Origin of the sequence: Cellulomonas sp. PhB143, assembly GCF_003752595.1 — a bacterium.
Classification (GTDB): domain Bacteria; phylum Actinomycetota; class Actinomycetes; order Actinomycetales; family Cellulomonadaceae; genus Paraoerskovia.
In genome coordinates, this window is the sequence record NZ_RKIJ01000010.1 from 323,445 (window position 1) to 335,818 (window position 12,374).

12 protein-coding genes are annotated in these 12,374 nt (G+C 74.4%); 10 read left to right on the top strand and 2 right to left on the bottom strand.

The features are described 5' to 3' along the window. The first annotated feature begins 34 nt into the window (after positions 1-34). From rlmN to EDF32_RS05630, 6 genes are read left to right on the top strand one after another with little or no spacing between them, the layout of a single operon-like run. Positions 35-1,228 carry a 23S rRNA (adenine(2503)-C(2))-methyltransferase RlmN gene (gene rlmN, locus EDF32_RS05605; RefSeq protein WP_123307513.1) on the top strand — a complete coding sequence of 398 codons (1,194 nt, stop codon included), beginning with the start codon at positions 35-37 and terminating at the stop codon, positions 1,226-1,228. Then, positions 1,225-1,779: a DivIVA domain-containing protein gene (locus EDF32_RS05610; protein ID WP_123307514.1), complete on the top strand. Its 555-nt coding sequence runs from the start codon at positions 1,225-1,227 to the stop codon at positions 1,777-1,779. The genes rlmN and EDF32_RS05610 overlap by 4 nt, the downstream gene beginning before the upstream one ends. Continuing rightward, complete coding sequence (gene dxr, locus EDF32_RS05615) at positions 1,779-3,005, top strand: 1-deoxy-D-xylulose-5-phosphate reductoisomerase (RefSeq protein ID WP_123307677.1); 1,227 nt, start codon at positions 1,779-1,781, stop codon at positions 3,003-3,005. The genes EDF32_RS05610 and dxr overlap by 1 nt, the downstream gene beginning before the upstream one ends. A gap of 24 nt (positions 3,006-3,029) precedes the next feature. Further along, positions 3,030-4,343, top strand: a complete 1,314-nt coding sequence (locus EDF32_RS05620; RefSeq protein WP_370449928.1) for an RIP metalloprotease — start codon at positions 3,030-3,032, stop codon at positions 4,341-4,343. A 44-nt stretch (positions 4,344-4,387) separates the two neighbouring features. After that, entirely contained in the window at positions 4,388-5,527 is a 1,140-nt protein-coding gene (gene ispG / locus EDF32_RS05625) for a flavodoxin-dependent (E)-4-hydroxy-3-methylbut-2-enyl-diphosphate synthase (protein ID WP_199734825.1), read from the top strand. Further along, on the top strand, positions 5,528-6,415 hold the full coding sequence (locus EDF32_RS05630) for a DUF4081 domain-containing GNAT family N-acetyltransferase (RefSeq protein WP_123307517.1): 888 nt from the start codon (positions 5,528-5,530) through the stop codon (positions 6,413-6,415). 18 nt (positions 6,416-6,433) lie between these two features. On the opposite strand, the gene EDF32_RS05635 is transcribed toward EDF32_RS05630, so the two are convergent. Next, positions 6,434-7,348, bottom strand: a complete 915-nt coding sequence (locus EDF32_RS05635) for a DNA-formamidopyrimidine glycosylase family protein (protein WP_123307518.1) — start codon at positions 7,346-7,348, stop codon at positions 6,434-6,436. A 33-nt stretch (positions 7,349-7,381) separates the two neighbouring features. Between EDF32_RS05635 and EDF32_RS05640 the strand changes: the two genes are divergently transcribed. Continuing rightward, complete coding sequence (locus tag EDF32_RS05640; protein WP_233565725.1) at positions 7,382-9,193, top strand: proline--tRNA ligase; 1,812 nt, start codon at positions 7,382-7,384, stop codon at positions 9,191-9,193. Positions 9,194-9,210: 17 nt separating this feature from the next. Here EDF32_RS05640 and EDF32_RS05645 read toward each other — a convergent pair whose 3' ends face one another. After that, positions 9,211-10,182 carry a DUF4439 domain-containing protein gene (locus tag EDF32_RS05645; RefSeq protein WP_148061568.1) on the bottom strand — a complete coding sequence of 324 codons (972 nt, stop codon included), beginning with the start codon at positions 10,180-10,182 and terminating at the stop codon, positions 9,211-9,213. A 205-nt stretch (positions 10,183-10,387) separates the two neighbouring features. On the opposite strand from EDF32_RS05645, the gene rimP reads away from it, so the two are divergent. The 3 genes from rimP (at position 10,388) to EDF32_RS05660 (ending at position 12,346) form a co-directional block, all read left to right on the top strand. Beyond that, complete coding sequence (gene rimP, locus EDF32_RS05650) at positions 10,388-10,912, top strand: ribosome maturation factor RimP (protein ID WP_123307520.1); 525 nt, start codon at positions 10,388-10,390, stop codon at positions 10,910-10,912. 3 nt (positions 10,913-10,915) lie between these two features. Then, positions 10,916-11,947 carry a transcription termination factor NusA gene (gene nusA, locus EDF32_RS05655; RefSeq protein ID WP_123307521.1) on the top strand — a complete coding sequence of 344 codons (1,032 nt, stop codon included), beginning with the start codon at positions 10,916-10,918 and terminating at the stop codon, positions 11,945-11,947. Between the two features lie 138 nt (positions 11,948-12,085). Next, on the top strand, positions 12,086-12,346 hold the full coding sequence (locus EDF32_RS05660) for a YlxR family protein (protein ID WP_233565726.1): 261 nt from the start codon (positions 12,086-12,088) through the stop codon (positions 12,344-12,346). The last annotated feature ends 28 nt before the right edge of the window (positions 12,347-12,374 follow it).

Consider the following 12,374-nt stretch of genomic DNA (forward strand, 5'->3'; position numbering starts at 1 on the left):
CGTCCCCGCCACCACACCGACCTCAGGACCTGACATGGCAGAGCACCCGACCTCCCGCCCCGCGCGAGGCAGCACGACCGACCTCGGCCGTCCGACGGTGCGCCCGTCGGACGAGACCGCGCCCCTGCCGCTGAGCTTCACCGCTCGTCGCCGCGGCAAGCCGCCGCGCCACTTCGCCGACCTCACCTCCGACGAGGTCCGCGAGGTCGTCGAGAGCCTCGGCGAGAAGCCGTTCCGCGCCAAGCAGCTCGCCACGCACTACTACAGCCACCTCACGCGCGACCCGGACGGGATGACCGACCTCCCGGCCGCCACGCGGGACCTGCTCGCCGAGCACCTGTTCCCCGAGCTGCTCACGCCCCGGCGCCGCATGGAGGCCGACGGCGGCACGACGGTGAAGATGCTCTGGCACCTGTTCGACGGGGCGAAGGTCGAGTCGGTCCTCATGCGCTACCCGCGCAGGACGACGCTGTGCGTCTCCAGCCAGGCCGGCTGCGGCATGGCCTGCCCGTTCTGTGCGACGGGCCAGCTCGGCCTGACCCGCAACCTCTCCGTCGCGGAGATCGTCGAGCAGGTGCGCGCCGCCTCCCGCTCGCTCGCGGACGGGGAGATCCCGGGCGGACCCGCCCGGCTGAACAACCTGGTCTTCATGGGTATGGGCGAGCCGATGGCGAACTACAAGGCCGTCATCGGCACGGTCCGCCGGCTCGTGGCGCCCGCCCCCGAGGGGTTCGGGATGTCGGCGCGCAACATCACGGTCTCGACGGTCGGGCTCGTCCCGGCGATGCGCCGCCTGACGGACGAGGGGATCCCCGTGACCCTCGCGCTGTCGCTGCACGCGCCGGACGACGAGCTGCGCAGCGAGCTCGTGCCGATCAACACGCGCTGGTCGGTCGACGAGGCGCTCGACGCCGCGCGGGCCTACTTCGAGAAGACCGGTCGGCGCGTGAGCATCGAGTACGCGCTGATCAAGGACATGAACGACCATGCGTGGCGTGCCGACCTGCTGGGGGAGAAGCTCAACGCGCGGGGCAAGGGCTGGGTGCACGTCAACCCGATCCCGCTCAACCCCACGCCTGGCTCGATCTGGACGGCCAGCGACCGTGACGTGGAGGACGAGTTCGTGGCACGATTGCGCGCGCACGGGATCCCCACCACGATCCGTGACACCCGCGGCAGCGACATCGACGGTGCCTGCGGACAGCTCGCAGCCGAGGAGGACGAGTGACGACGAGCCTGTTCAGCACCGTGAAGGGGTCCGAGCGCGGGTACGAGCCCGACGAGGTCGACACCTTCTTCGCGCAGGCGCGCGCGCTGTACGAGGGGCGCGAGGGCAGGTCGCTGACGAGCACCCAGATCCAGACCTCCACGTTCGAGCTCGTGCGCGGCGGGTACGACACCCACGAGGTCGACGAGGCGCTCGACCGCCTCGAGGGCGCCTTCATCGCGCGTCAGCGCGCGGCCTACGTCGCGGCGCACGGCCAGCAGGCCTGGCTCGACGCGCTCGCCGAGCGCGCACGCACGCTCTACGACCGCCTCGGCCGCCCGGAGGGGCAGAAGTTCCGTCCGGCGGAGCGTGGCGAGCCCGCCTACGACACGGACGACGTCGACGACCTGTGCGACCGCCTCGTGGACTTCTTCGACCGGCAGGTCCCGCTCACCTCCACGGAGGTGCGCGACACCGTCTTCCGGCGCCGGCGCGGCACCGCCGGGTACGCCGAGGGGCCCGTCGACGCGTTCCTCGCACGCGCCGTCGAGGTGCTGCTCGGCGTCGAGTGATGCCCGTGCCGGACGTGCCGGACCGCCGCACGCCCGCCGGCGAAGGCGGTGTCGCGGACGCCCGGAGCGTCGCGCTCCTCGGGTCGACCGGCTCGATCGGTACGCAGGCCGTCGAGGTGCTGTGCGCGCACCCGGACCGCTTCCGGGTCGAGTCGCTGACGGCAGGGGGGTCGGACATCGACCTCCTCGCCGCGCAGGCCGCGCGCCTGGGCGTCGCCCGGGTCGCCGTCGCGGACGCGGGCGCCACCGACCGGCTGGCCGCCGCGCTGCGCGCAGTCGGGGCGGCGGGCGTGGACGTCGTCGCCGGACCGGACGCCGCGAGCCGGGTGGCGGCGTCGGGCGCGGACGTGGTGCTCAACGGGATCACCGGGTCGGTGGGTCTCGGCCCGACGCTGGCGGCGCTGGGGGCCGGGTCGACGCTCGCCCTCGCGAACAAGGAGTCGCTCGTCGCCGGGGGCGCACTGGTCCGCGCGGCGCGGCGGCGCGCGGATCAGATCGTGCCGGTCGACTCCGAGCACTCGGCGATCGCCCAGTCGCTGCGCGGGGGCGCGCGGCGCGAGGTGCGCCGGCTCGTCCTGACCGCGTCGGGCGGCCCGTTCCGCGGCTGGCCGGCCGACCGGGTCGCGGCGGCCACGCCCGCGCAGGCGCTCGCCCACCCCACGTGGTCGATGGGCCCGGTGGTGTCCGTGAACTCCGCGAGCCTGGTGAACAAGGGGCTCGAGCTGATCGAGGCGCACCTGCTGTTCGACGTGCCGACGTCCGACATCACCGTGGTCGTCCACCCGCAGTCGGTCGTGCACTCGATGGTCGAGTTCGTCGACGGGGCGACGATCGCCCAGGCGTCACCGCCCGACATGCGGCTGCCGATCGCGCTGGGCCTGAGCTGGCCGGAGCGCCTGGACCCCGTGGTCCCTGGGTGCGACTGGACGTCGGCGGCGACGTGGACGTTCGAGCCCCTGGACGAGGCGGCGTTCCCCGCCGTGCGGCTCGCCCGCGAGGCCGTGGACACCTCGGCGACCCACCCGGCGGTCTACAACGCGGCCAACGAGGTGTGCGTCGCGGCGTTCCTGGCGGGCCGCGCGCGCTTCGGCGACGTCGTGGCGACGGTCGAGCGGGTGCTGGGCGAGCACGACGGCGTCCGCGGCGCGGACCTCACGCTGGAGGCCGTGCACGACGCCGAGCGCTGGGCGCGCGATCGGGCCCGCGCCCACCTGGCGCACACCTGAGCGACGTACCCTGCCCCCGTGGACATGATCGTCGGGATCGTCGTGGTGGTCGTCGGGGTGCTGGCGTCGATCGCGCTGCACGAGGTGGGGCACATGGTGCCGGCCCGGCGGTTCGGCGTGCGCGTGAGCCAGTACATGGTCGGGTTCGGCCCGACGCTGTGGTCGCGCGTGCGCGGCGAGACGGAGTACGGCCTCAAGGCGGTCCCGCTCGGCGGGTACGTCCGCCTGGTCGGGATGTACCCGCCGGCGCCGGCGGGCGCCGTTGCCGCGGACCGGCCCACCGGCTTCTTCGGACGGCTCGTGGCGGACGCGCGCGAGCAGAGCACCGAGGAGGTCCGGCCCGGCGAGGAGGGCCGGGCGTTCTACCACCTCTCGGCGCCCAAGAAGGTCGTCGTGATGCTCGGCGGGCCAGTGATGAACCTCGTCATCGCCCTCGTCCTGCTGCTCGTCGTGGACGTGGGCATCGGCCTGCCGACGGCGACGACCACCGTCGCCTCCGTGGTCCCGTGCGTCACCTCGACGAGCGCGACGACGGCCCCCTCGACCTGCACGGCGGACGACCCGCAGTCTCCCGCGGCGGCGGCGGGCCTCGAGCCGGGCGACGAGATCGTCGCCGTCGGTGGCACGGCCGTGACCGGGTGGGACCAGATGGTCGGGCTGATCGACGGCGCGGCGGGCACCCCGACCGAGGTCGACGTCGTCCGCGGCGGCGCGCGGACCACCCTGACCGTCACCCCGGCGCCGGTCCAGCGCCAGGTGGTCTCCGCCGCGGGCACGCCCGTCGTCGACGGTGACGGCGACCCGGTCACCCGGCCCGGCGGCTACGTCGGCCTCGCGCCGACCTCCGAGCGGGTGTCCCAGCCGGTCTCGTCCGTGCCGGGTGCGGTCTGGGACCAGGTCGCGGCGACCGCCGGTGTCGTGGTGACCCTCCCCGCGAAGATCGTCGGCGTGGCGGAGGCGGCGTTCGGCGGCCAGGAGCGCGACGCGACGTCGGTCATGGGCGTGGTCGGGGTGGGGCGCATCGCGGTGGACGCCGCCGAGTCGGACTCCCCGGTCGTCGACCGGCTCGCCTTCCTGCTCTCGCTCCTGGCGTCCCTGAACGTGGCCCTGTTCGTGTTCAACCTCATCCCCTTGCTGCCGCTCGACGGCGGGCACGTGGTCAACGCCCTTTACGAGGGCGCGAAGCGGCAGGTCGCGCGCGTTCGGGGCGCTCCGCGGCCCGGTCCGGCGGACGTCGCGCGGATGATGCCGGTGGCGTACGTGATGTTCGTCGTGCTCGTCGGCGTCGGCGGGCTGCTGATCTACGCGGACATCGTGAACCCCGTCACGATCGGCTGACCGGGGTGGATACTGGTCGGGTGAGCCAGCCCATCAGTCTCGGAATGCCCGAAGCCCCCGCGCCGGTGCTCGCACCCCGCCGTCCGACGCGCAAGATCCGGGTCGGGTCCGTCGACGTCGGGGGGGACGCGCCGGTCAGCGTGCAGTCGATGACGACGACCCCCACCACGGACGTCAACGCCACGCTCCAGCAGATCGCGGAGCTCACCGCGGCCGGCTGCGACATCGTCCGGGTCGCCGTCCCGACGCAGGACGACGCGGACGCCCTGCCGGCGATCGCGCGCAAGTCGCAGATCCCCGTGGTCGCCGACATCCACTTCCAGCCGAAGTACGTCTTCGCGGCGATCGACGCGGGGTGCGCGGCGGTGCGCGTCAACCCCGGCAACATCCGGCAGTTCGACGACCAGGTCAAGGAGATCGCGCGGGCGGCGAGCGACGCGGGCGTGTCCCTGCGCATCGGCGTGAACGCCGGCTCCCTCGACCGGCGCCTGCTGGCGAAGTACGGGAAGGCGACCCCCGAGGCGCTCGTGGAGTCGGCGCGGTGGGAGGCCTCGCTCTTCGAGGAGCACGGCTTCCACGACTTCAAGATCTCCGTCAAGCACAACGACCCCGTCGTCATGGTGCACGCGTACGAGCTGCTCTCGCAGGCGGGGGACTGGCCGTTGCACCTCGGCGTGACCGAGGCGGGGCCCGCATTCCAGGGCACGATCAAGTCGGCGACCGCGTTCGGCGCCCTCCTGAGCCAGGGCATCGGCGACACGATCCGGGTCTCCCTGTCCGCGCCGCCGGTCGAGGAGGTGAAGGTCGGGACCCAGATCCTGCAGTCGCTCAACCTGCGCCCGCGCAAGCTCGAGATCGTCTCCTGCCCGTCCTGCGGACGCGCGCAGGTCGACGTGTACTCGCTCGCCGAGAAGGTCACCGCCGGACTCGAGGGCATGGAGGTGCCCCTGCGGGTCGCGGTCATGGGCTGCGTCGTGAACGGCCCGGGCGAGGCGCGCGAGGCAGACCTGGGCGTCGCGTCCGGGAACGGCAAGGGGCAGATCTTCGTCAAGGGCGAGGTCGTCAAGACCGTGCCCGAGGCGCTGATCGTCGAGACGCTGATCGACGAGGCCATGCGGATCGCGGAGCAGATGCCCCCGCAGGGCGAGGCCCAGGCGGGCGCGCCCACAGTGAGCGTCGGCTGAGTGCCGGCCCAGCCGCGGCACGGCGGGCGCACGCTCCGCGACACGGACCTGGCCGAGGCCCTGCGGCTGTGCGCGCTCGACCCGGTGGCGTCCGTGCTCGCCGCGAACCGGATCCTGCAGGCCAGCCGCACCGGCCTGCGCGCCACGGGAGGCGCCGTCTGGGGCTACCCGGCGACCGGGCCGCTGCAGGCGGTGTGCTGGGCGGGCGCGAACCTCGTCCCGGTGGTCCCCGTGTCCTCGCCGGCCGGTGGGCCGGACCCCGACCAGGTCGCCGAGGCGTTCGCCGCCCTCGCCCTGCGCCACGGGCGGCGCAGCTCCTCGATCGTGGGGGAGCGGGACGCCGCCCTCGCCCTCTGGCGGCGGCTCTCGGTGCACTGGCCTGCCGCGCGCGAGGTCCGCGACGACCAGCCGTCGCTCGCGATCGACCGCGTCCCCGACGTCCCGCCCGACCCTGAGGTGCGGCGCTCGCGGGTCGAGGAGCTCGACGTGGTGCTGCCGGCGTGCGTGCGCATGTTCGTCGAGGAGGTCGGCTACTCCCCGGTCTCGGGCAACGGGCGGGTCTACGAGGACCGGGTGCGCGCGCTCGTCCGGGACGGGCGTTCCTTCGTGCGCCGCGACGCGGGCACGGCGGGCGGCCCCGTCGTGTTCAAGGCCGAGATCGGCGCGGCGACGCCGCAGGTCGCGCAGGTGCAGGGGGTGTGGGTCGACCCGCGTCACCGGGGCCGGGGCGCGGCAGCACCGGGCATGGCCGCGGTCGTCGAGCTCACCCGCGCGTCGGTGGCGCCGACCGTCTCCCTGTACGTGAACTCCTACAACGAGCGGGCGCTGCGCACGTACCGGCGCGTGGGCTTCGAGCAGGTCGGCACGTACGCGACGGTGCTGTTCTGAGGGCCGCGCGGGACGCGGTCAGCGCAGCAGCCGGGACATCCGGCGGTCGGCGAGCACCTGGCCGCCGGTCTGGCAGGTCGCGCAGTACTGCAGGCTGCGGTCGGCGAACGAGACCTCGCGCACCACGTCGCCGCAGACCGGGCACGCCTCGCCGGTGCGCCCGTGCACGCGCATGCCGCGACGCTTCGCGTCCTTGAGCTCGGCCGCCGGCCTGCCCGACGACGTGGCGACCGCCTCGGTGAGCACGTCGACGACGGCGCGGTGCAGGTGGTCGACGGCGTCGGTGTCGCCCGACCAGGTCCGGGTCAGCCGGAACGGGCTGGTCCGGGCCACGTGCAGGATCTCGTCGGAGTAGGCGTTGCCGATCCCGGCGATCGCGCCCTGGTCGCGCAGCAGACCCTTGACCTGCTGGTTCCGGGCGGCGAGGAGCCCGGCGAGCGCGTCCGGGGTGAAGGCCGCCGAGAGCGGGTCGATGCCGAGCGAGGCGACCTGCGGCACCTGCGCCGGGCCGCGGACCACGTGCAGCGCCAGCCGCTTGCGCGTCCCCGCCTCGGTCACGTCGAACCCGGAACCGTCGTCGAGCCGGACGCGCAGACCGAGTGCGGCGCGGGTGCCGCCGCGGCTCGAGGACGGGCGCACCGGCGTCGTCGGGGCCTTCTCGGACCAGCGCACCCACCCGCCGCGGGACAGGTGGACGAGGAGGTGCAGCGGGGCGTCGTCGTCGGCCGTGCCCGCGGCGGGACCGAAGCCCACGTCGAGCCACTTGCCGTGCCGTGCGACCCCCGCGACCCGGCGCCCGACGAGGGCGCTCACGGGTGGGTCGTACGTCTTCAGCGCGGCGATCGCCGCGACGTCGGCGGCCACGACCGTCCTGCCCTGCGCGCGGTCGTCGAGGAACTGCGCGAGGGCCTCGACCTCGGGGAGCTCGGGCACGGTCCCATGCTGGCCCGCCGGTAGGCTGTCCGCATGTCCTCAGCTCGCCTCGCGGCCGCGCGGCCGCCGGCTCTCCTGCGCATGTCCACCCTCTTCCTGCGCACCCTGCGCGACGACCCGGCGGAGGCCGAGGTCGCGAGCCACCGTCTGCTGGTGCGGGCGGGATACATCCGTCGCGCCGCGCCCGGCATCTACACCTGGCTGCCGCTCGGGCTGCGGGTGCTCGCGAAGGTCGAGGCCGTCGTCCGCGAGGAGATGGAAGCGATCGGCGGCCAGGAGGTGCACTTCCCGGCGCTGCTGCCGCGCGAGCCCTACGAGGTCTCCGGCCGCTGGACGGAGTACGGCCCGAACCTGTTCCGGCTCCAGGACCGCAAGAAGGCGGACTACCTGCTCGCGCCCACGCACGAGGAGATGTTCACCCTCCTCGTCAAGGACCTGTTCTCCTCCTACAAGGACCTGCCGCTGACCCTCTTCCAGGTGCAGACGAAGTACCGGGACGAGGCGCGCCCGCGCGCGGGGCTCATCCGCGGGCGCGAGTTCGTCATGAAGGACTCGTACTCCTTCGACGTCGACGACGCGGGCCTGGAGGCCAGCTACGCCAAGCACCGTGCGGCCTACCGGCGGATCTTCGACCGGTTCGGCTTCGAGTACGTGATCGTCTCGGCGCACGCCGGCGCCATGGGTGGCTCGAGGTCCGAGGAGTTCCTCGCCAAGTCCCCGATCGGCGAGGACACCTACGTCGAGTGCCGGGCGTGCGGGTACGCGGCGAACGTGGAGGCGGCGCGCACGCCCGTCCCCGAGCCGGTGCCCTACGACGACGCCCCCGCGGCGCACGTCGAGGACACCCCGGGCACGCCGACCATCGACTCGCTCGTCGCGCACCTCGAGCGGACGCTGCCGCGCGACGACCGCCCGTGGGGCGCGGCGGACACGCTGAAGAACGTGCTCTTCCGGCTCACCCACCCGGACGGCACGACCGAGGGCGTCGCCATCGGCGTCCCCGGCGACCGCGAGGTCGACGCCAAGCGCATGGAGGCCGCGTTCTACCCGGCGGAGCTCGTGCCCTTCGGCGAGGAGGACTTCGCGGCGGCCCCGGCGCTGGTCAAGGGCTACATCGGTCCGGGGGCGCTCGGCGAGGAGCGCTCGTCGGGGATCCGCTACCTCGTCGACCCGCGCGTCGTCGAGGGCAGCCGCTGGGTCACGGGCGCCGACGAGCCCGGACGGCACGTCGTCGACCTGGTCGCGGGTCGCGACTTCACCGCGGACGGGACGATCGAGGTGGCCGAGGTCCGGGCCGGCGACCCGTGCCCGAACGGGGACGGGGTCCTCGAGACCGCGCGCGGCATCGAGATGGGCCACGTCTTCCAGCTCGGCCGCAAGTTCGCCGAGGCCCTCGACCTGAAGGTCCTGGACGTCAACGGCAAGGCCGTCACCGTCACCATGGGCTCCTACGGCGTCGGGGTCACCCGTGCCGTCGCCGCCATCGCCGAGGCGAACCACGACGAGAAGGGCCTCGCCTGGCCCGCGCACGTCGCCCCGGCGCACGTGCACCTGGTCGCCACGGGCAAGGACGCGGAGGTCTTCGATGCGGCCGAGGCGCTCGCCCTGCAGCTGCAGGCGGCAGGCGCCGAGGTGCTCTACGACGACCGGCCGAAGGTCTCGCCCGGCGTGAAGTTCAAGGACGCCGAGCTGCTGGGGGTCCCGCTCGTGGTCGTGGTGGGCCGTGGGCTGGCGGACGGGCTCGTGGAGGTGCGTTCGCGCGCCGGGGACGACGCCGTGCAGGTCCCGGTCGACGAGGTCCTCGAGCACGTCCTCGCCCGCGTGGAGGCAGCCGTCGCCGGCTGAGCCGGGCGACGCGGTCCTCAGTCCGCGGCGCGCTCCGGCATGCCGGGGAACGGGAGCTGGGCCGCGCCCCAGGTGCCGGCGTCGCGCGTGGCCTCGGCCATGAGGTCGACGAGGGCGGCACGGTGCACGGGCGCGGCCTCGCCGACGAGCGTGGCGTAGGTCGTGGCCAGCGACGACTCGAGCCCGCGGCCCGTCTTCTTCGCCGACGTGCCCTCGATCTGGTAGGCCACGCGGCGGGGGTCCTGCGCGCCCCCCGCGACGTCGACGAGCCGCGCCCAGCCCTCGGCGCGGTCCCGGTGCGCGGCGGCGAGCCGGACCGCCCGCGTGCGGGTCGAGCCCGTCGAGCGCGCGGCCTCGACCTCGTAGGTGTAGCCGGAGGCGTCCTCGGACGCGACGAGCGTGGCGAGGTCCGCGGCGGCCAGCCCGGCGGGGGTCTTCTCCGGCAGCGCCGGGTCGCCCGGCACGATCGTGGCCGGCATGCGCGCCCCGACCAGGTCGGCGAGCCGGCCGGCCGAGACGATCTGGGACGTGGAGACGGACGCGAGCAGCCGGGCGAGGGCCCCGTCCCGGGTGGAGTCCGCGCCGGCCCGTCCCCGGACGGAGGCGCCGGCCAGGGCGTCGAGCACGTCGCCGGCGTCCACGTCGGCGACGTCCGGGGTGCCCGTCGCGCTCGTCGAGGTCTCGCCCGGAGCGGCTCCTGCGGAGCCGGGCAGCCCGGAGCGGTAGACGCCCCCGAGCTGCGCCACGTGCTGGGACGCGAAGTCGGCGATCTGGCCGAGGAGCGCCGCCTCGCCGTCGGCCGCACCCGGCGCGTCCCCCGAGGCGATCTCGTCGCCGAGCGTGCGGGCGAGCTGCTCGACCTGGAGCGCGTCGGTGACCGCGGAGGACCGGATCACCTCGTGCGGCCCGGGGGAGGGCTCGGCGGGCGGCGGGGTGTCGACGCGCACGCCGCACCCCCCGAGCGCGACGACGGCCACCAGTGCGGCCACGCCGGCCACCGCGCCTCGCTCGCGCCGACGGAGCCTGGGCGTCTCGCGGTCCTCGCCGGCGGTCGTCCGTGCTGCGCGTGTGGGGTGCATCGTGGCCGATCTTGTCACGGTCGGCGCCCCCGAGTCGTTAGGCTTGACCCCGCACAACAACACACCGGTCGAGTCCGAGCCCGGTGGGCGCGCAGGACCGACAGGAGCGAAGACGATGTCCAACCAGACGCAGGACGCGGTGCGCGAGGCCGTGGAGCCGGTGGTGGCCGGTGCGGGTCTCTTCCTGGAGGACGTCAGCGTCTCTCGCGCGGGCAGCCGCAGCGTGGTCCGCGTCGTCGTCGACCTGCCGGAGGACGAGCTCGGCGGTGTCGACCTGGACCGTGTCGCGGACGTCTCCAGGGCCGTGTCGGACGTGCTCGACGCGACCGACGTGGTGCCCGGCGTGTACACGCTCGAGGTGGGCACGCCCGGCACGTCGAGGCCGCTGAGCGAGCCGCGCCACTTCCGCCGTGCCCGTGGGCGGCTCGCCCGCGTGGTGACGCGCGGCGGTGCCACGACGACGGCGCGCGTCCAGGACGTGGTCGACGGCGTCCTCGTCCTGGCCGACGACGGACCGGCCGGCGCGGGCACCGGCGCCCGGCACGAGATCCCGCTCGCCGACGTCGCGGACGCGCACGTCGAGGTCGAGCTCAAGCGCATGGCGGAGGCCGACCTCGGCCCCGAGGACGAGGAGGACTGATCGATGGACATCGACATGAGCACCCTGAGGCTGCTCGAGCGGGAGCGCGAGATCAGTCTCGACGTCCTGGTGGAGGCGATCGAGCAGGCTCTGCTCTCGGCCTACCAGCGGACCCCGGACGCGTACTCGCGCGCCCGCGTCGAGCTCGACCGGACGAGCGGTCACGTGACCGTCTGGGCGCGCGAGGTCGTCTCGACGCCGGAGCCGGACGAGGACGGCTACCGGGCCCCGGTCGAGCTGGGTCCGGAGTTCGACCACACGCCGGCGGACTTCGGACGCGTCGCGACCGCGACCGCGCGCCAGGTCATCGTCCAGCGGCTGCGCGACGCCGAGGACGACCAGGTCCTGGGCGCCTTCAGCGGCAAGGAGGGCGAGGTGCTCGCCGGGATCATCCAGCAGGGGCGCGACCCGCGGACCGTGCTGGTGGACCTCGGCGACGTCGAGGCGGTGCTCCCGGCGCACGAGCAGGTCCCGACGGAGGACTACGTGCACGGCGAGCGCCTGCGAGCGCTCGTGGTCGAGGTCGCCCGCGGATCCAAGGGTGCGCAGATCACGCTCAGCCGCACGCACCCGGGACTCGTCCGCAAGCTGTTCGAGCTCGAGGTCCCCGAGGTCGCCGACGGGTCCGTCGAGATCGTCGCGGTCGCGCGCGAGGCGGGGCACCGCACCAAGGTGTCGGTCCGCTCGACGGTCCGCGGGCTGAACGCCAAGGGTGCGTGCATCGGCCCGATGGGCGCACGGGTGCGTGCCGTCATGGCGGAGCTGCACGGCGAGAAGATCGACATCGTCGACCACAGCGACGACCCGGCCGAGCTCGTGGCCCACGCCCTGTCCCCGGCGCGAGTGACCTCGGTCACGGTCGTGGACGCCGAGGCCCGGTCGGCGCGCGTGGTCGTCCCGGACTACCAGCTGTCCCTCGCGATCGGCAAGGAGGGTCAGAACGCGCGGCTCGCGGCGAAGCTGACGGGCTGGCGCATCGACATCCGCTCGGACGAGGGCGGCGCCCAGGACGGCCCCGCCGCCGGGGACGCCTGACCGCCGGTGGCGCGACGCGCTAAGATGTACGAGAACGGGCCGCGTGCTCGGTCGTCGTCCCCTGCCTCGGACCCCCAAGGTCCGGTGCGCACGTGCGTCGGCTGCCGGGAGCGTGACCAGCGGTCCGTCCTCGCCCGTGTGGTCGTCGACCGCACGACGTCCCACGAGGAGCCCCGGCTCGTCGTGGACACCACGAGCTCGTCCCCCGGTCGGGGCGCCTGGGTCCATCACGACCCGCGCTGCGTCGACCTGGCGCTGCGGCGCCGGGCGTTCCAGCGCGCGCTGCGTGCGCCGGGAGCGGCCGGCTCCGAGGCCGTCGAGGAGATCCTCGCCGGGACGGACCGACATGCACGACACGTCGAGAAGGAAGCGGGTCAGAAGCCGATGGGCACCCGATGAGTACTCAGCGATGAGCACCCGGTACTAA

Excerpts from the sequence above, each read along its gene's own strand:
- rlmN (WP_123307513.1), top strand. The coding sequence starts at position 35 with ATGGCAGAGCACCCGACCTCCCGCCCCGCGCGAGGCAGCACGACCGAC.
- dxr (WP_123307677.1), top strand. The coding sequence starts at position 1,779 with ATGCCCGTGCCGGACGTGCCGGACCGCCGCACGCCCGCCGGCGAAGGC.
- EDF32_RS05620 (WP_370449928.1), top strand. The coding sequence starts at position 3,030 with ATGATCGTCGGGATCGTCGTGGTGGTCGTCGGGGTGCTGGCGTCGATC.
- ispG (WP_199734825.1), top strand. The coding sequence starts at position 4,388 with ATGCCCGAAGCCCCCGCGCCGGTGCTCGCACCCCGCCGTCCGACGCGC.
- EDF32_RS05640 (WP_233565725.1), top strand. The coding sequence starts at position 7,382 with ATGTCCTCAGCTCGCCTCGCGGCCGCGCGGCCGCCGGCTCTCCTGCGC.
- rimP (WP_123307520.1), top strand. The coding sequence starts at position 10,388 with ATGTCCAACCAGACGCAGGACGCGGTGCGCGAGGCCGTGGAGCCGGTG.
- nusA (WP_123307521.1), top strand. The coding sequence starts at position 10,916 with ATGGACATCGACATGAGCACCCTGAGGCTGCTCGAGCGGGAGCGCGAG.